Raw genomic sequence first — 18439 nt, forward strand, 5'->3', positions numbered from 1 at the left:
CAACGCTCCCGCCCCGTGCCCATCTCAGCCCGGTCTCAGCCGAGCAGGGCCTGCTCGATGTCGTCGAGCTGGCGCTCGAAGGCCTGGACCGAGTAGCTGGATCCCCAGACGACGTCTGGCACGACCTGCACCCGGCCGGCGCGTACGGCGGGGAGCCGGCTCCAGAGCGGGTTCGCCTCGAGGTCCGCGATCACCTTGTCGGGGTCGTCGCCGTCGCTGACGAAGAGGACGTCGTGGACGAAGACCTCGGTGAGGTTCTCCGCCGACACCTCGACGTAGAACTCCTCGGGGGTCGGCCGGTCGCCCGGCAGTCCGAGCTCGTCGAGCAGTGGCATCACGTTGTTGGCGACGAGGCCGTCGCTGGTCGCTCGCAGGAACCCGACCGAGGGGCGCTCGCCCGCGGCGTCCAGTCGGGAGACGACGTCCGCGATCCGGTCACGCAGGTGCTGCTCGGCCTCGGTCGCCTTCTCCTCGAGGCCGACCGCGCGGCCGACGTCGGCCAGGAGTCGCATCGCCTCGTCGAGCGTGGTGTAGCCGTTGTAGGCAGCGAAGACGGGGGCGCCGACGGAGTTCAGCGCCTTGAAGATCGGCGCGTAGAAATCGGTGTAGATGGTGTCGGCCACCGCGAGGATCAGGTCCGGCTGCGCCGCGGCGAGCAGCTCGGCGTTGGGCTCGGAGAAGGTGCCCACGCTGGGCAGGTCCTTCAGCACGTCCGGCGCGGCGATGAAGTCCAGGTTGTCGAGGTCGATGTCGTCCTTGCCGAAGCCGACGATCCTCTCGATCGGGAAGCCGAGGGCGAGCAGGTTGCCGAGGACCTGCTGCTCCATCGCCACCACCCGCTGCGGGTCGGTCGGCACCTCGACGGTCCCGAACACGTCGTCGACCGTCCGGGTGGAGGACCCCGACGAGCCGGACGATCCCTTGCTGTCGCGGTCGTCACCGCAGGCGGTGAGCAGGCCGGCTGCGGCGATGATTCCGAGGAACTGGCGGCGGGTGGCCTCGTCGACGACGTCCGGACGTGCGAGCAACAACATGGGCGGTCCTCTCCATTGGTTAGGTGAGGTATACCTGATTTAACCCGCGCCGGATGCCCCTGCCCACGCCACCGAGCCCCGCTCGCGACCTGCAGAGTCGGCTTGCCGCCAGGCCAGGGCAGGACCTACGTAAGACAACCGCGGCGCGGCAGCGCGGCGCCCCGCGGCGAAGCCGCGTCGGTGAGGGCCCGCGGGCCGAGCGCAGCGAGCGCCCGTGCGGACCTCACCGACTGGGCGACGCGCTCGCGCGATTCAACGGTGGTAGTTGGGGGCTTCCACGGTCATCTCGATGTCGTGGGGGTGGCTCTCCTTGAGCGAGGCGGAGGTGATCCGGACGAACCGGCCCTTCGACTGCAGCTCGGAGATGTCGCGGGCGCCGACGTAGAACATCGACTGGGAGAGGCCGCCGAGGAGCTGGTGGGCGACGCCGGCGAGCGGGCCCTTGTAGGCGACGCGGCCCTCGATGCCCTCGGGGACGATCTTGTCGTCGCTGGTGACCTCGGCCTGGAAGTAGCGGTCCTTGGAGTAGGACTTCTTGCCGCGCGAGCTCATCGCGCCGAGCGAGCCCATGCCGCGGTAGGCCTTGTACTGCTTGCCCTGGTGGAAGACGACCTCGCCGGGCGACTCCTCGCAGCCGGCGAGCATGGAGCCGATCATGACGGACTCGGCGCCGGCGACGATGGCCTTGGCGATGTCGCCGGACTGCTGCAGGCCGCCGTCGGCGATGACGGGTACGCCGGCGGGGCCGGCCGCGAGCGAGGCCTCGTAGACGGCGGTGACCTGCGGGACGCCGCAGCCAGTGACGACGCGCGTCGTACAGATGGAGCCGGGGCCGAAGCCGACCTTGACGGCGTCGGCGCCGGCGTCGACGAACGCCTGGGCGCCCTCGCGGGTGGCGACGTTGCCGCCGATGACCTGGACGTGCTTGGTGGCGGGGTCGGTCTTCAGCCGGCGGACCATGTCGAGCAGGAGGGTGACGTGGCCGTGGGCGGTGTCGGCGACGAGGACGTCGACGCCGGCCTCGATCAGGCCGGTGGCCCGCTCCCACGCGTCGCCGAAGTAGCCGATGGCGGCGCCGACCATGAGCCGGCCGTCGGCGTCCTTGGAGGCGAGCGGGAACTGCTCGGACTTCACGAAGTCCTTGACGGTGATGAGTCCGCCGAGTCGGCCCTGCTCGTCGACCAGCGGGAGACGCTCGCGCTTGTGCTTGCGCAGGAGGGCGGTCGCCTCGTCGCGGGAGATGCCGACGCCGCCGGTGACCAGCGGCATCGGGGTCATCACCTCGTCGACCTTGGTGGTCGCCCACTCCGCGACGGGGGTGAAGCGCAGGTCGCGGTTGGTGCAGATGCCGAGGAGACGGTTGTCGGCGTCGACGACGGGGAGGCCCGAGACGCGGTATTCGCCGCAGATCCGGTCGAGCTCCTCGAGTGTCGCGTCGGGGCCGATGGTGACGGGGTTGGAGATGATCCCGGTCTGGGTCCGCTTGACGAGGTCGACCTGGTAGGCCTGCTCCTCCGCGGAGAGGTTGCGGTGGAGGATGCCGATGCCGCCCTGGCGGGCCATGGCGATGGCCATCCGCGACTCCGTGACGGTGTCCATGGCGGCGCTGATGAGGGGCGAGCGCAGCGAGATCTCGCGGGTCAGTCGCGACGTGGTGTCGATGTCGTCGGGCGCGAGGTCGGAATGCCCCGGCAGCAGCAGGACGTCGTCGTAGGTGAGACCAAGGGCTGCGAACTTGTCGGGAACCTCCACTCATTCAGTCTAGGCCGTGTCCCGGGTCACTCCCCCACCACCATTCCTTGACACGGCCGGGACGCTGGTCGGGTGAGCACCGCGACCTCGGAACTTTCTCCGCACGTCCTCGTCCTCTTCGGCGCGACCGGCGATCTCGCGGCCCGCAAGCTGTTCCCCGGTCTCTATCGGCTCGCCGCTGCCGGGCGTCTGCCGGAGCACTTCGAGGTGATCGGCAGCGGGCGCCATGCCCCCGACTCGGTGGACGACTTCCGGGCCGAGGTGCGCGCGGCGCTCGACGAGTTCGTCGGGGACTACGACGAGGACGTGGCGAAGGGCCTGCTGGACCGAATCGGCTTCGTCGCCTCGTCCGCCGATGACGGCAGCGCGCTCCGGGAGGCGGTGGAGCAGGCCGAGGACCGGCTGCTGTCGGCGGGCGGCTGCCTGCTGGGCGACGTACGCCGGTTGTTCTATCTCTCGGTGCCGCCGGGTGCGGTCGAGGGGATGGCGCGGATGCTCGACCGCGAGGACCTGACGGCGCGGGCCCGGCTGGTCGCGGAGAAGCCCTTCGGCACCGATCTGGCCTCGGCCCGGCAGCTGCACGACGTGCTGTGCGAGGTCTTCGACGAGTCGCAGATCTTCCGGATCGACCACTTCCTCGGCAAGGAGGCGGTGCAGAACATCCTCGCGTTGCGCTTCGCCAACGGACTGTTCGAGCCGGCGTGGGACCGGCACAGCATCGAGTCGGTGCAGATCGACGTGCCGGAGAAGCTGACGGTCGAGGGACGCGGCAGCTTCTATGAAGGCACCGGCTGCCTGCGCGACATGGTCACGACGCACCTGTGCCAGCTGCTCGGCTTCGTCGCACTCGAGGACCCGCACGCGTTCCGGGAGTCGGCACTGCGCGCGGCGAAGGCGGCCGCCTTCGCCGCGGTGCGGCCGCTGGACCCTGGTCGCGTCGTCTTCGGCCAGTACGACGGCTATCGCGACGAGCCCGACGTCGCCGACGACTCGGACGTGGAGACCTTCGTCGCGATCGAGGCGTGGATCGACAACGACCGGTGGCGCGGCGTGCCCTTCTATCTCCGCACCGGCAAGGCCCTCGCCGAGGGCCGGCGCACGATCACGGTGCGCTTCCACGATCCCCGGCACCGCTGGCTCAAGCCCGCCGACGGCGGGGAGCCGCCGCCCAACGAGCTGGTCATCGAGCTCGCGGACCAGCCCCGGATCGCCATCGACGTCCGGGCGAAGCGGCCCGGCCCGGACATGGCGCTCGTGGAGGGGGTCTTCCGCCTGGACCTGGTCGGCGACGTGCCGGACGCCGATCCGCTGGAGGCCTACGAACGGCTGCTGCTCGACGTCATGCGCGGCGACCGCACCCTCTTCATCTCCTCCGGCGAGGTGGACCGGCTCTGGGAGATCTGCCAGCCGGTGCTGGACCGGCGGCCGCCGACCGAGCCCTACGAGGTCGGCTCCTGGGGGCCGGAGGCGGCCCTGGCGCTGCCGACGGGCGGATGGCGGCTGGGCAACCACCCACCCGACCGGGAGCTCACCCGGTGATCCGACCGAGCAGGCTCAGGAGTGGTGGGTCCACTCCTCCGACTGGGTGAGCCGGAGGAGATAGACCAGCGGCGGTACGACGACCACGACCGCCAGGCCGACCGCGACGAGCAGGCCCTGCAGGGTGGCGGTGGCACCGGCCGCGTCGGCGATCGTGACCTCGTCGACCAGCAGCCACGGGTACTGGCCGACGCCCCAGCCGGACACCACGGCTGCCACGGCGACGACGGCGGCCAGCCGGGAGACCGCATAGCGGCGCCGCCACAGCAGCACCATCGTCGCCAGGCCCGCGACGCCGGCGAGGAGGACCAGTGGCGCGGCCCGTCCCTCGAGCCCGTCGGCCAGGGTCGGCGCATCGCGCTCGATCGGCAGCAGGGCCGCGAAGACCAGTGCACCCGTCACGGCACCCACGCCGAGAGCCCGAGTCCGGATGTCGTCGGCGAGCGACTCGTTGCCGCTGCGGCGCGCGTCCGCGACCAGGAAGGTGCCGGCGAGGAACGCGCAGGTCCCGACGGCGATCAGCCCGCCGAAGAGCGAGGTGGGGTTGAGCCACGAGTCCCACCGGTCACCGGTGCCCTCGAGCGGGACCCGACCGGAGGCGATCCCGCCCGCCACCGTGCCGAGGAAGAAGGGCGTGATGATGGACGAGGTCGCGAAGACGACGCCGAACAGGCGCGCCTGGGCCAGCGTGGCGGCGTACTTGCGGAAGGCGAAGCTGGCGCCGCGCAGCACGATCCCGAGCAGGGCGAGCAGCAGCGGGAGCACCAGCGTCGACATCGCAGCGGCGAAGGACTCGGGGAAGCCGGTCCACCAGATCACGAGGACGTAGATCAGCCAGACGTGGTTGGCCTCCCAGACCGGGCCGATGCTGTGGTCGACGAGGGTCCGCAGCTCGGCGCCGCGGCGGGCGCTGCCGGCGGTGAGGTCGAAGAAGCCCGACCCGAAGTCGGCTCCGCCGAGGACGGCGTAGGCGATGACCCCGACGAAGAGGGCGGCGGCGACCGCCAGCTCGAGGCTCATCGCACGGCCTCCTCGGCGCCGGCGTCGGCGTGGGCGGCGGGGGCATAGGGACTCGGCAGGTCGGTGGCGCCTTCACGCCAGCGGCGCGCCATCGAGCGGAGTACGACGACCGCGCCGATGGTCATCGCGGTGTAGACGACGCTGGTGATCCCGAGCAGCCACCACAGGCTCGCCGTGTAGTCGCCGACGGCCTCGGGCGTGCGCATGACGCCGTAGACGATCCAGGGCTGCCGTCCGACCTCGGTGGCGATCCATCCGGCCTCGAGGGCGATGACGGCGAGGGGTCCGGCGACGGCGGCGAACCGGAGGAACCACCGGTTCTCGAGCAGGTCGCGGCCGCGTCGGCGGGCGATCCAGAAGACCACGACGGCGAGCATCAGCAGCGATCCGATCCCGACCATGGTCTGGAACGCCAGGTGGGTGAGGTTGACCGGCGGATGGTCCTCCTCGGGGATGGTGTCGAGGCCGGGCACGGGCTCGTCGGGCGAGTTCATCGCGAGCAGCGAGCCCAGGCGCGGGATGTCGATGGCCCATTTGACCTCGCCGTCGACGAGCAGCCCGCCGATCCGTAGGGGTGACGGACTCTCGGTGGTCTCGGCGAGCTCGAACGCCGCGAGCTTCGCGGGCTGCCGCTCGTCGAGACCGGCGCCGAGCACGTGGCCCATGAACGGCTGCGCGACCGCGGCGACCGAGGCGAAGACGAACGGGACCAGGAAGCCCAGGCGGTGGTGGCGATCGCGACGGCCACGGAGCAGGCCGACCGCATAGACGCCGGCGACGCAGAAGCCGGCGACCATGTAGGCGCCGAGCCACATGTGGGCGAACTGCAGGAACGACTGCTGGTTGAAGAGCACCGCCCACGGCTCGACGTTGGCGACCTCGCCGTCGACGATGTCGAAGCCGACGGGCGCGTTCATCCAGGCGTTGACGGCGAGCACGCAGTAGGCGCCGATGATCCCGGTGACGGCCATCGGCAGCACCATCAGCACGTGCCGCCTGGGGGGCATCCGGCCCCAGCCGTAGAGGTAGATGCCGAGGAAGATCGCCTCGAGGAAGAACGCCAGGCCCTCGAATGCGAACGGCAGCCCGAGCACGTCACCGTAGGTCCCCATCAGGCCGGGCCACAGCACGCCCATCTCGAAGCTGAGCACCGTGCCCGACACTGCGCCGATCGCGAAGAGCACCGCCGAGACCTTCGACCACCGCTTGGCCAGCTCGAGCGCGGTGTCGTCCTTGCGGCGGATGCCGATGACGTGCATCGCGAAGATCATCGCCGGGAAGGCGACGCCGAAGCAGGCGAGGATGATGTGCCACCCCAGGGACAGCGCCATCTGCTGCCGCGCGGGCATCAGCCCGGCAGGCTCGGCATCCCCGCTCGCGCTCACGGCGAGCAGATCGGCGAGATCGGTCAGGGCGACGGTGACGACATCAGGAGCCAGCACCCCTCGACCGTATCCCTTGTGAATGTGTTCACAAAGTCGCCGGTGCTGTCATCTGCGCCACACGAGGTGGGACATCTGGCGGCGCGAAGTGGGAGATCTGGCGGCGCGAGGTGGGACAACGCGTCCCGCGAGATGGGAGCGATCAGCGGCGGAAGTCGTTGAGCGCGATCCGGACGGTGACGGAGTCCCCCGCCATCCGGATCCGGCCGCGCATGCCGGCAGCCAGCACCATGGGCAGGACGGCCTGCGAGTCCGACGGCGCCGTCAGCACGATCTCGTCGGCACCCTGCGCCCGCGCTGCCCGCGCGACGTCGGCGAGCAGCCGCGTGCCGACACCCCGGCGCTGCCAGGCCGGGTCGACCCACAGGTCGACCGGCCACGGCTCGTCGGCCGTTTCACCCGGAGCCACCTCGGCCCGGCCAGCCACCTTGCCGCCTGCCAGGGCAGTGACCGTGCCCGCCGTCGTCGCATAGCTCGGATCGCCCGCGCCGGGGACGTGCGGTGCTGGCGGGGCCTGCGCATCCAGCACCTCGCCCACGAGCTCCGCGAGCGCGGTCGCCCGGGCCCGCTCGGTCGCGGTGAACGGCGGGTTGCGGCGGATCTGGATCGTCGCCGAGCCGCCGACCGTCATCTCGAGCACGTCCTCGTCCTCGCCCGACGGCGTCACGTCGGCGTCGAACAGGTGGGCCGCCACGTCCGGGAAGGTCGCCGGCTGCGCGATGATCGCGCGCACCGCCTGCACGTAGCGCGTGGGCTGGTCCTCCAGGGCGGCGGTGGTGACGGGGATCGCCGAGACCGTCGTACCTCCGGCGCTGTCGACAAGCTGACGCAGCTGCTCACCGCGCCAGTCCTGTGGCACCTGGAGCACGAACTCGTCGGTGACCGAGTCGCCGTCGGGAAACACCTGCACCGCCTGGATGTTGACGCCCGCGCGCCCACACGCCGCGGCGAGGTCGGCGAGCGCTCCGGGACGATCGGGCAGGCCGGCACGGACTCTCCACAACATGGGTTCACCATGCCAGACGGAGGTCACCGGGAGCGATCACCGATGTTTCGCCTCGACGCCGAAGTGCCACACCTCGTGGGAGAACGGGACCGGCCCGCCGCACCAGGAGGTACGACGGGCCGGGCCGTGGTCGCGAGAGGCGACCGGGTGCTGCGGGACGAGGGTCAGTGGCCGTGGCCGTGACCGTGGCCGGCGGCGGCCGCCGGCTCCTCCTCCTCGGGCTTGTCGACGATCAGCGTCTCGGTCGTCAGCAGCATGCCGGCGACGGAGACCGCGTTGGCCAGGGCCGAGCGCGTCACCTTGACCGGGTCGATGACGCCCTGGGCGACGAGGTCGCCGTACTCGCCGGTCGCGGCGTTGTAGCCGTGACCGACGCCGAGCTCGGCGACCTTGTGGGTGACGACGTAGCCGTTCTCACCGCCGTTCTCGGCGATCCAGCGCAGCGGCTCGACGGCGGCCTTGCGCACGATGCGCACGCCGACGGCCTCCTCACCGGTGAGACCGAGGTCGTCGGAGAGGACCGAGACCGCGTGGACGAGGGCCGAGCCGCCACCGGCGACGATGCCCTCCTCGATCGCGGCGCGCGTCGCGGAGACGGCGTCCTCGATGCGGTGCTTCTTCTCCTTGAGCTCGACCTCGGTGTGCGCGCCGACCTTGATGACGACGACGCCGCCGGCGAGCTTGGCGAGGCGCTCCTGGAGCTTCTCGGTGTCCCAGTCGGAGTCCGAGGCCTCGATCTCGCGCTTGATCTGCTCGACGCGACCGTTGACCGCGTCGGCCTCGCCGGCGCCGTCGATGATCGTGGTGTTGTCCTTGGTGACGACGATGCGGCGCGCCTGGCCGAGCTCCTCGAGACCGATCTGGTCGAGCTTGAGGCCGACCTCCGGCGAGATGACCGTGCCGCCGGTGAGGATCGCGATGTCCTGCAGGATCGCCTTGCGACGGTCGCCGAAGCCGGGCGCCTTGCCCGCGACGGCGGTGAAGGTGCCGCGGATCTTGTTGACGACCAGGGTCGAGAGCGCCTCGCCCTCGACGTCCTCGGCGAGGATGAAGAGCGGCTTGCCGGTCTGGATGACCTTCTCCAGCAGCGGCAGGAGCTCGGCGATCGCCGAGATCTTGCCCTGGTTGATGAGGATGTAGGGGTCGTCGAGGACGGCCTCCTGGCGCTCCGCGTCGGTCACGAAGTAGGCCGACAGGTAACCCTTGTCGAACTGCATGCCCTCGGTGAACTCGAGCTCGGTCGAGGGGGTGTTGGACTCCTCGACGGTGATGACGCCGTCCTTGCCGACCTTGCCGAAGGCCTCGGCGAGCAGGTCGCCGATGTGGCTGTCGCGCGAGGAGACGGTCGCCACGGAGGCGATGTCCTTCTCGTCGTCGACCTCGCGGGCAGCGGACAGGAGCGCCTCGCTGACGGCCGCGGCCGCGGCGTCCATGCCCCGCTTGATGCCCATCGGGTTGGTGCCGGCCGCGACGGCGCGCAGGCCCTCGTGGACGAGCGCCTGGGCGAGGACGGTCGCGGTCGTCGTACCGTCACCGGCGACGTCGTTGGTCTTGGTCGCGACCTCCTTGGTGAGCTGGGCACCGAGGTTCTCGAACGGGTCGTCGAGCTCGACCTCCCGCGCGACCGTCACGCCGTCGTTGGTGATCGTGGGGGCGCCCCACTTCTTGTCGAGGACGACATAGCGGCCCTTCGGGCCGAGGGTCACCTTGACGGTGTTGGCGAGGGCGTCGACACCGCGCTCGAGGGCACGGCGGGCGTTCTCGTCGAACTCCAGGATCTTGGGCACTGCTACTCCTTCAAGAAAGCGGAAAGCTGACGTGCCTGGCGCCCGGCTGGCAAGGCGCCGCCGCGAAGGCGACCTGAAAAGCGGAGCGGTCGTCGAGCGGCGGCAAAGCCGCCAGCCGGGATGCCAGGTGCGTCAGCCGACGATGGCGAGCACGTCGCGGGCCGAGAGGATGAGGTACTCCTGGCCGGAGTACTTGACCTCGGTGCCGCCGTACTTGCTGTAGATGACCTTGTCGCCGACGTTCACGTCGAGCGGGACGCGGTTGCCGTTGTCGTCGATGCGGCCGGGACCGATCGCCAGGACCTCGCCCTCCTGGGGCTTCTCCTTGGCGGTGTCGGGGATGACCAGACCGGAGGCGGTGGTCTGCTCCGCCTCGACGGCCTTGACGACGATCCGGTCCTCGAGCGGCTTGATGTTGACCGACACGATGTCGACCTCCACTTTCTAGTGCTGTCGTTACTCCATCCGGGGCGCTGGCGGGCGAGCGCGGGGCTGCCTGCCAGCGTTGGCACACTCGATGCGAGAGTGCCAGCACCGAAACTAGCACTCAACACAATCGAGTGCCAGAGGAGGGGGACACGGCCTCCTACCAAAGTCGGTTGACCCTGAGCCGGTGGCACCCACTAGCGTGCTGATCATGTTCGGTGCCCTCGGCCGCTTCGTGACCCGTTTCCGCTGGTATGTGATCGCCGCTTGGGTGCTCATCGCCGTGATCGTGAGCGCCACGGCGCCCGCCCTGGAGTCCACCCAGGACAACTCGGAGTTCCTGCCCGACCACTACGAGTCGATCCAGGCGCTGCAGCTGCAGGAGGAGAAGTTCTCCGACGCCTTCACGCCCGGAGCGATCCTCGTGATCGAGCGCGAGGACGGCGACGCGCCCACCGCCGACGACCAGGCGCAGGTCGCCACGATCGGCGAGGAGCTGGCGCCGAAACTGGGCAAGAAGACCTTCCAGCAGCAGGTCTACGCCGTCGACGAGGCCGGCGAGCCCAACCTCTCCGAGGACGAGACCGTGATGTTCGCGGTCATCCCGCTCGCCGACGGCGCCAGCGGCTTCGACCCGCAGGCCTTCGACGACGCCGAGGACCTGCGCGACGAGCTGGAGAAGCTGACCGAGGACACCGGTCTGGAGATCCGCGCGACGGGCTCGGTCCCCCAGGGCCTGGACTCGCAGGACTCGAGCGAGAAGACCCTGCAGATCGTCGGCATCGCCACGGTCGTCCTCATCGTCGGCCTGCTCGCCCTCATCTTCCGCAGCGTGCTCATCTGCCTGCTGCCCGTGGTGGTGGTTGGCGTCGTCTCGGTCATCGCCACGGGCGCGATCGCCTGGGCCAACGACATCTTCGACCTCAAGGCCGACGCATCGGTCCAGCAGATCCTCATCGTCGTGCTCTACGGCGTCGGCACCGACTACATCCTCTTCTTCCTCTTCCGGCACCGCGAGCGCCTTCGCGAGGGCGCCGAGGTCAAGGCCGCGGTCGAGCACAGCATCGACCGTGCCGGTGAGGCGATCGCCTCCGCCGGCGGCGCCGTGATCGTCGCGTTCATGGCGCTGATCCTCAGCTCCCTCAGCATCTTCCGGGCGATCGGCCCGGCGCTCGCGATCGCCGTGTTCATCACCCTGATCGCCGCGCTGACCCTGGTCCCGGCGATCGTGTCCCTCCTCGGCAAGAAGCTGTTCTGGCCGTCCAAGAGTTGGCAGACCGAGCCCGAGCACGGCACCTTCAACAAGCTCGGCAACCTCGTCGGGCGTCGCCCCGGAGCGACCGCTCTCGCGTCCGGCGGAGCGATGGCCGTGCTCGCGATCTTCGCCCTCGGCTTCAACCCGTCGTTCGACTTCAACTCCAGCCTGCCCGACGGAGTGGAGTCGACCGAGGCGCTCGAGACCTTCCAGGAGCACTTCTCCGCCGGTGCCGCGGAGCCCGTCCCGGTGCTCCTCGACGCCGAGGGCGCCGACGTCAGCGAGGACCAACTGACCGACTTCGCCACCGCCCTCGGCGAGGCCAAGGGCGTCGACCAGGTCGCGGGCCCGGTGCCTTCCGAGGAGGGCGGCGCCTACCAGTTCTTCCTGACCCTGCACGACGACCCGACCTCCGACGCGGCGCAGACCAACGTCGGCGGCCCGATCCGCGACGCTGCTCACGACGCAGCACCCGAGGGCACCGAGGCCTACGTCGGCGGCACGCCCGGCATCTTCGCCGACATGTCGACGGCGATGGCCCGCGACTACAAGGTCGTCTTCCCGGTCGCCGCGATCGTCATCATGGTCATCCTGGCGCTGCTGCTGCGCAGCCTGGTCGCGCCCTGGTTCCTGATGGCGGCGGTCGGCCTGGGCTTCGCCGCGACCCTGGGCACCACCGTCATCGCCTTCCAGCACATCGGTGGCGAACCCGGCCTGATCTTCATGCTGCCGATCTACATCTACCTGTTCGTGACCGCACTCGGCACCGACTACAACATCTTGATGATCGCGCGCCTGCGCGAGGAGGCCCGCGAGGGCAAGGACCCGCGCGAGGCCGCGCGGCAGGCGGTGACCCACGCCGGGCCCACCGTCGGCGCGGCCGGCATCATCCTCGCCGGCACATTCGCGGCGCTGATGCTCGGCGGCAACACGCTCATCGTGTCGATGGGCTTCGCGCTCGCGGTCGGCATCCTCATCGTCGCGTTCGTCATGTCGCTGTTCTTCACGCCAGCCCTCACGGCACTGCTCGGGCACGCCGCGTGGTGGCCGGGCCACGCCGACGAGACCGCCGCCCAGCACGAGGAGCGCGTCGGCCACTGATCCTGTGGCCTGACAGGATCGGGGCGTGGACCTCGACACCTTCCGCTGGCTGCTGACCGACGACGGCCAGGCCCTGCTGGCGGAGGCGACCACGCTCGTCGCCTCGGGCACGGACGCCCTGGCCGCCGGCTCCGCCCTCCGTCGTACGACGACAGGCGACCGGGCGGCCGCGACACTCACCCAGGTGGAGCTGCGGGCGCGGGGCGAGGCAAAGCTCGGCCCGGACGCCGCGCGGATGTACTTCACGCCCGACGGACTGGAGCAGTCGACCCGTCGCCGCGTGGCCGATCACCGGGCCGGGCGGGCAGCGGCGTTCGGCGCCGGCACGCTGATCGACCTCGGCTGCGGGATAGGGGGCGACCTGCTCGCCGCCGCCCGGGCCGGGATCGTGGTCGCGGGCGTCGACCTCGACCCCGTGCGGGTGGCGATCGCGGAGGCCAACCTCGCCGCACTCGGACTTCCCGGAGCCGTGCAGGTGGCCGACGCGACCACGCTCGACCACTCCGGCTTCGACCTCGCCTATGCCGACCCCGCCCGCCGTTCGGGCGCCGGGCGCAGCTTCCGCGTCGAGGACTGGACACCCCCGTGGAGCTGGGTGGAGCAGGTGCTGGCCCGTGACGCGTGCGTCAAGGTCGCTCCGGGGATCCCCCACGGGCTGGTGCCGGCGGGGGTCGAGGCCGAGTGGGTCAGCGACGACGGCGAGGTGAAGGAGGCGGCGCTCTGGTCAGGCCGGACCGCCACCGTGGCCCGCCGCGCGACAGTGATCGGCGCCGGCGGCCTGGCGACGCTGACCGACGAGGACGACCCCGGCGCCGGAGCCGTCGGTGTCCGCGCGATCGGCGCACACCTCTACGAGCCCGACGGTGCGGTCATCCGCGCCGGCCTGGTGACCGCGGTCGCCGCCGGCCTGCACGGCGGACTCCTCGACCCGCACATCGCCTATGTGACCTCGGACGAGCAGTTCCGCACCCCCTTCGCCCGCGGCTACCGCGTCATCGAGGAGCTCCCCTATCGCGAGAAGCAGCTGAAGGCGGCGTTGCGCGAGCGCGGCGTCGGCACCCTCACGATCAAGAAGCGCGGCGTGGAGGTGTCACCCGAGGCGCTCCGCAAGCGGCTCGCACTGCAGGGCGACGCGGAGGCGACCATCGTGCTGACCCGGGTCGCCGGCGAGGGCACCGCGCTGCTGGTCGCACCGCACTGACGGGTGCGGCTCACGCCGCGGGCAGCTCCATGGTCCGGCGCCCCCGCGCCACGACCGCCTGCTCACTGCGGATCACCAGCCGGTGCAGGTCGCCGTTGTCGCCGATCCGGATCCGGTCGGGCACGACCCGCTGGGACAGCCGCACCCCCGCGGTCACGAGCCGCCACGCCGCCTGGTGGGCGGGAGTCCAGCGCAGGCCGAACAGCTCACGGACCGGACCGGGCAGCATCCCCATCACGGCCAGGTTGGTCGCCTTGATGCCGGGCGTCATCAGCCGCGGCACCGGCATGTCGGTGGCAATGGCGCGGCCCACGACCCGGGCCTCGTCGGTGAGGTGCAGGCGACCCGACGCGTACCAGTCGGCCATCCACTGCTCGAAGTCGGCGGCCGACGCGGGAGCGACCTCGCGCGGCATGCCGAACAGCTCCCCGAACCGGACCCAGTCGGCCCACAGCTCGTCCTTCTCGCCCGCGGTCAACGGACGGACCAACGTCTCGAACGCGACCCGCGAGGAGTCGGCCAGCATGGCCATGGTCCACAGCATCAGCTCGGGGTCGAAGGCGTCGTACGGCGTCCCCTTGCCGAACCCGCCCTCGTCGCGGTCGAGCTCGCCCCGCACCTTGTGGTGCATGGAGTGCACCGCCCGCAGCAGGCGATCGGCCTCGGCCCGCGGCGCGAAGTAGATGGTCTCGAACGCGAGCGCTGTGCGCGCCAACCGCTCGAACGGGCGCTCCTTCGCCAGCGTCGACTGGGACGTGCCGACGTAGGGCACCGGATGGGTGGCACCGATGATCAGTGCCCGCTGCCCATAGGTCTGGCCCACGGCGCGATGCGACTGCACGAACCGCAGCATCGATCCCTCGGGGAAGTAGCCGTCGGTCATCCCGCCTCCTCTCGGTTCGCCCACGGTACGCCGGCTCAGCGGCCGAGCGCGGCCGCCTCGGCGCCGATAGTGGTGTCGTCGCCGTGGCCGGTGTGCACGACCGTGTCGTCGGGCAGCGCGAACAGCTTGGCCCGGATCGAGTCCTCGAGGGTCGGCCGGTCGCTGAACGAGCGGCCCGTCGCGCCGGGTCCGCCGCAGAAGAGCGTGTCGCCGGTGAACACCTGGCCCAGCTCGGATGCATAGAGGCAGACCGCGCCGGGAGCGTGGCCGGGTGTGTGGAGCACGGTGAGCGTCGTCCCGCCGACGTCGAGGGTCTGTCCGTCCGCGAGGTCGAGATCCCAGAGGTGGTCGGTGTGGGTGAGCTCCCACAGCGGCCTGTCGTCGGGGTGCAGCAGGATCGGCGCGACGACCTTCTCCCGCAGCGCCGGGGCGACGCGGACGTGGTCGTCGTGGGCGTGGGTGCACACGATCGCCTTGACCCGGCGCTCACCGACGACGGCGAGGATGTCGTCGACGGAGTGGGGGGCGTCGATGACGACGCACTCGTCGTCGTCGCCGATCACCCAGATGTTGTTGTCGACGTCGAAGGTCTCGCCGTCGAGGGAGAACGTCCCGGTCGAGACGGCGTGGTCGACCCGCACCTGCCCGGCCATCAGATCACGACCACCGAGCGGAGTACGTCGCCGTGGTGCATCTTGTCGAACGCCGCCTCGATGTCACCCAGGCCGATCTCCTCGGTGACGAAGGCGTCGAGGTCGAGCCGGCCCTGGCGGTAGAGGTCGACCAGCATCGGGAAGTCGCGGCTGGGCAGGCAGTCGCCGTACCAGCTGGACTTCAGCGCACCACCGCGGCCGAAGACGTCGATCAGCGGGATGTCGGGGACCTTCATGTCCGGGGTCGGCACGCCGACCAGGACCACGGTGCCGGCGAGGTCGCGGGCATAGAACGCCTGCTTCCACGTCTCCGGGCGACCGACCGCCTCCACCACGACGTCGGCGCCGTCGGCGCCGTCGTAGGTCTGCGCGCAGATCCGCTTGATCTCCTCGACCGGGTCGACCTGGGAGGAGTCGACCGTGTGGGTCGCACCCATCTCCTTGGCCTTGGCGAGCTTCTTGGCGTCGATGTCGACGGCGATGACCGGGCTCGCACCGGCCAGCGCGGCGCCCGCGATCGCCGCCACGCCCACACCGCCGCAACCGATGACCGCGATGCTGCGACCCCGCGTGATCGCACCGGTGTTGATTGCTGCGCCGATGCCCGCCATCACGCCGCAGCCGAGCAGACCGACGGCAGCCGCGCGGGCGTCGGGGTCGACCTTGGTGCACTGGCCGGCGGCGACCAGGGTCTTCTCCGCGAAGGCGCCGATGCCGAGCGCCGGGCTCAGCTCGGTGCCGGCCAGATCACCCTCGGCCAACGTCATCTTCTGCGTGGCGTTGTGGGTGGCGAAGCAGTAGTGCAGGTCGCCGCGCTTGCAGGCCCGACACTCGCCGCACACCGCACGCCAGTTGAGGACGACGAAGTCGCCGGGCGCCACGTCGGTGACGTCGGGACCGACCGACTCGACCACGCCCGCGGCCTCGTGGCCCAGCAGGAACGGGAAGTCGTCGTTGATGCCGCCCTCGCGGTAGTGCAGGTCCGTGTGGCAGACCCCGCAGGTCAGCACCTTGACCACGGCCTCGCCCGGACCCGGGTCCGGCACGTTGATCGTGACGATCTCGACGGGCGCTCCCTTGGCCATCGCGACGACGGCCTTGACCTGCTGCATCAGTCCTCCTGGACGACGAGTTGTTCGGGGGGTCACCAACCTAGCGGGCGGTGCTCGGGGTCAGCGGGCGAGGACGTCGGTGACGGGCAGGGAGGAGTCGGCGGGGAGGTCGAGGGAGGAAGGAGTCCGACCGCGCGCCACCATCTCCGCGCCGAGGGCGGCGACCATCGCCCCGTTGTCGGTGCACAGGCCCGGGCGCGGGACGCGGACCCGGATCCCGAGCTTCGCGGCCCGCTCCTCGGCGAGGGCGCGCAGGCGGGAGTTGGCGGCGACCCCGCCACCGATCATCAGGTCCTCGATGCCCTCGCTGCTCGCGGCGTCCAGCGCCTTGCGGACGAGTACGTCGCAGACGGCCTCCTGGAAGGACGCGGCGACATCGGCGACCGGAACGGGCTCACCCGTGCGCTCGCGGGCCTCGACCCAGCGGGCGACCGCGGTCTTGAGCCCGGAGAAGGAGAAGTCGAAGCGGTGGCGCTCGAGGTCGCGGCGGCTGCTCAGGCCACGCGGGAAGTCGATCGCGACCTGGTCACCCTCGCGGGCGACCCGGTCGATGTGCGGACCGCCCGGGAAGGGCAGGCCGAGCAGCCGGGCCACCTTGTCGAAGGCCTCCCCCGCCGCGTCGTCGATCGTCGCGCCCATCGGGTCGACCCCGAGGCCCGGCCCCTCGCCGCCGGTGATGTCGGTGACCCGCAACAGGCTCGAGTGCCCGCCGGAGACCAGCAGCGCCAGGCACGGCTCCGGCAGCGGACCGTGCTCGAGCTGGTCGACCGCGACGTGCGAGGCGAGGTGGTTGACGCCATAGAGCGGCCTGCCGAGCGACAGGGCGAGCGCCTTCGCCGAGGCCACGCCGACCAGCAGCGCGCCGGCGAGACCGGGGCCGTGGGTCACCGCGATCGCGTCGACGTCCGCCAGGGCGATCCCGGCCGTGTCGCACGCCCGCTGGATGGTGGGCACCATCGCCTCGAGGTGGGCCCGGCTCGCGACCTCGGGTACGACGCCACCGAACCGCGCATGCTCCTCGACACTGCTGGCGACCGCATCGGCCAGCAGCGTCGTGCCCCGGACGATGCCGACGCCGGTCTCGTCGCAGGAGGTCTCGATCCCGAGGACCAGGGGCTCGTCACTCACCGTCGTCACTCCCGTCCCGCTCGTCTCGCAGGTCACGTTGCAGCACCAGCGCGGTCGCGCCGTCGCGGTAGTAGCGGGGACGCCGGTGCACCTCGGCGAAGTCGTGCGCGGCATAGAACGCGCGGGCGGCGGCGTTGTCCTCCCGCACCTCCAGCAGCACCCGCGCTGCTCCCTCCGCTCGGTCGACGACGGCCTCGAGGAGCCGGCTGCCGAGGCCCGAGCGGCGCAGCCCGGGATCGACGCCGATGCGCTGCAGCTCGACCACGTCGTCGACGTAGGAGGCCACGGCGTAGCCGTCGCGCCCCTCGTCGATGAGCCAGGCGATCGTGGGCAGGGCACCGGTCACGCCGTCGCTCACGAGCTGCGGCGACCATGCGTCGACTCCCTGGCAGTCGCTCTCGAGGCGGACCAGCCGGTCCACGTCGCCCGGCGCGGCGGCGCGGATCACGAGAGCGCCTTGGGCGCGGCGGGGATCTGCGCGTCGGGCCGGCGCAGATAGAGCGGCTCGGCGGGCAGCACCTCGACCCGGCCGGTCACCACGCCGCGGGCGAGCCAGCCGGCGTCGGGGCGCAGCGGCGCGCGTCCGTCGGGGAACGCGTCGGGATAGAGGCGCGCGCCCTCCCCGACGACGGGGTCGGTGGTCGCCAGGACGGCCGGCCGGTCGACGAGCGGTCCGGAGACGCGCCGCCCGGTGGCGTCGTAGGACGCGAGATAGACCTCCTTGCGCCGGGCGGCGGTGGCGACGTGGAACGCCCCCTCGACCTCCCCGGCCGCGACGGCCTCCAGCGCGAGGGCGTCCAGCGAGCAGACGCCGTGCAGCGGCACGGCGAGGACGTGCGCCATGGTGCGGGCCGTGACGAGGCCGACGCGCAGCCCCGTGAAGGGCCCGGGGCCGACACCGACGGCGATGCCGGTCAGGTCGGCGGGTGTCGCCGACGCCTCGTCGAGGACCCGCTGGACGAGCGGCGCGAGCTGCTCGCCGTGCTTCATCCCCGCCTCGGAGGTCGCCTGAGCCAGCACGTCGGTGCCGTCGTGGAGGGCGACGGTGACGGTCGGCGCGGCGGTGTCGAAGGCGAGCAGCACGCCGTCGAGGCTACCGG

At 71.3% G+C, this 18439-nt stretch carries 16 protein-coding genes; 3 read left to right on the plus strand and 13 right to left on the minus strand.

Features of this window, described 5'->3' with window-relative positions:
• Positions 1–35: 35 nt before the first annotated feature.
• On the minus strand, positions 36–1034 hold the full coding sequence (locus tag E9934_RS13670; protein WP_136563453.1) for an ABC transporter substrate-binding protein: 999 nt from the start codon (positions 1032–1034) through the stop codon (positions 36–38).
• Positions 1035–1286: 252 nt separating this feature from the next.
• Positions 1287–2786, minus strand: a complete 1500-nt coding sequence (gene guaB, locus E9934_RS13675) for an IMP dehydrogenase (RefSeq protein ID WP_136563454.1) — start codon at positions 2784–2786, stop codon at positions 1287–1289.
• 72 nt (positions 2787–2858) lie between these two features.
• On the opposite strand from guaB, the gene zwf reads away from it, so the two are divergent.
• A complete protein-coding gene (gene zwf, locus E9934_RS13680) occupies positions 2859–4325 on the plus strand; it encodes a glucose-6-phosphate dehydrogenase (RefSeq protein ID WP_136563455.1) in 1467 nt (488 codons plus the stop codon).
• Positions 4326–4340: 15 nt separating this feature from the next.
• Here the strand turns inward: zwf and E9934_RS13685 are convergent, their stop codons facing one another.
• From E9934_RS13685 to groES, 5 genes are all read right to left on the minus strand, one after another.
• Entirely contained in the window at positions 4341–5345 is a 1005-nt protein-coding gene (locus tag E9934_RS13685; protein ID WP_136563456.1) for a cytochrome d ubiquinol oxidase subunit II, read from the minus strand.
• The gene (locus E9934_RS13690; RefSeq protein ID WP_238694952.1) at positions 5342–6787 is read right to left on the minus strand and encodes a cytochrome ubiquinol oxidase subunit I; all 1446 of its coding nucleotides are present in this window, start codon (positions 6785–6787) and stop codon (positions 5342–5344) included. The genes E9934_RS13685 and E9934_RS13690 overlap by 4 nt, the downstream gene beginning before the upstream one ends.
• Positions 6788–6929: 142 nt before the next feature.
• Positions 6930–7793, minus strand: coding sequence for a GNAT family N-acetyltransferase (locus E9934_RS13695; RefSeq protein ID WP_136563457.1), 864 nt, complete (start codon positions 7791–7793; stop codon positions 6930–6932).
• A 164-nt stretch (positions 7794–7957) separates the two neighbouring features.
• On the minus strand, positions 7958–9580 hold the full coding sequence (groL, locus tag E9934_RS13700; protein ID WP_136563458.1) for a chaperonin GroEL: 1623 nt from the start codon (positions 9578–9580) through the stop codon (positions 7958–7960).
• A gap of 132 nt (positions 9581–9712) precedes the next feature.
• Positions 9713–10006 (minus strand): co-chaperone GroES, encoded by a 294-nt coding sequence (gene groES, locus E9934_RS13705; RefSeq protein WP_136563506.1) that lies wholly within the window; start codon positions 10004–10006, stop codon positions 9713–9715.
• 187 nt (positions 10007–10193) lie between these two features.
• On the opposite strand from groES, the gene E9934_RS13710 reads away from it, so the two are divergent.
• Positions 10194–12362, plus strand: coding sequence for an MMPL family transporter (locus tag E9934_RS13710; RefSeq protein WP_238694953.1), 2169 nt, complete (start codon positions 10194–10196; stop codon positions 12360–12362).
• A gap of 25 nt (positions 12363–12387) precedes the next feature.
• Complete coding sequence (locus E9934_RS13715) at positions 12388–13563, plus strand: class I SAM-dependent methyltransferase (RefSeq protein WP_136563459.1); 1176 nt, start codon at positions 12388–12390, stop codon at positions 13561–13563.
• 10 nt (positions 13564–13573) lie between these two features.
• Here the strand turns inward: E9934_RS13715 and E9934_RS13720 are convergent, their stop codons facing one another.
• Genes E9934_RS13720 through tsaB form a run of 6 tightly spaced genes read right to left on the minus strand, consistent with a single transcriptional unit; the run spans position 13574 to position 18422 of the window.
• A complete protein-coding gene (locus E9934_RS13720; RefSeq protein WP_136563460.1) occupies positions 13574–14446 on the minus strand; it encodes an oxygenase MpaB family protein in 873 nt (290 codons plus the stop codon).
• A 35-nt stretch (positions 14447–14481) separates the two neighbouring features.
• Entirely contained in the window at positions 14482–15099 is a 618-nt protein-coding gene (locus E9934_RS13725) for an MBL fold metallo-hydrolase (protein WP_136563461.1), read from the minus strand.
• Positions 15099–16211 (minus strand): S-(hydroxymethyl)mycothiol dehydrogenase, encoded by a 1113-nt coding sequence (locus E9934_RS13730; RefSeq protein WP_136563462.1) that lies wholly within the window; start codon positions 16209–16211, stop codon positions 15099–15101. Before E9934_RS13730 ends, E9934_RS13725 begins: the two co-directional genes overlap by 1 nt.
• 60 nt (positions 16212–16271) lie before the next feature.
• Entirely contained in the window at positions 16272–17339 is a 1068-nt protein-coding gene (gene tsaD / locus E9934_RS13735) for a tRNA (adenosine(37)-N6)-threonylcarbamoyltransferase complex transferase subunit TsaD (RefSeq protein WP_136563463.1), read from the minus strand.
• Complete coding sequence (locus tag E9934_RS13740; protein WP_136563464.1) at positions 17332–17787, minus strand: GNAT family N-acetyltransferase; 456 nt, start codon at positions 17785–17787, stop codon at positions 17332–17334. The genes tsaD and E9934_RS13740 overlap by 8 nt, the downstream gene beginning before the upstream one ends.
• Complete coding sequence (tsaB, locus tag E9934_RS13745; protein WP_136563465.1) at positions 17784–18422, minus strand: tRNA (adenosine(37)-N6)-threonylcarbamoyltransferase complex dimerization subunit type 1 TsaB; 639 nt, start codon at positions 18420–18422, stop codon at positions 17784–17786. The genes E9934_RS13740 and tsaB overlap by 4 nt, the downstream gene beginning before the upstream one ends.
• Positions 18423–18439 lie beyond the last annotated feature (17 nt).

This window comes from Nocardioides caeni, from assembly GCF_004912195.1.
Taxonomy (GTDB): Bacteria; Actinomycetota; Actinomycetes; order Propionibacteriales; family Nocardioidaceae; genus Nocardioides; species Nocardioides caeni.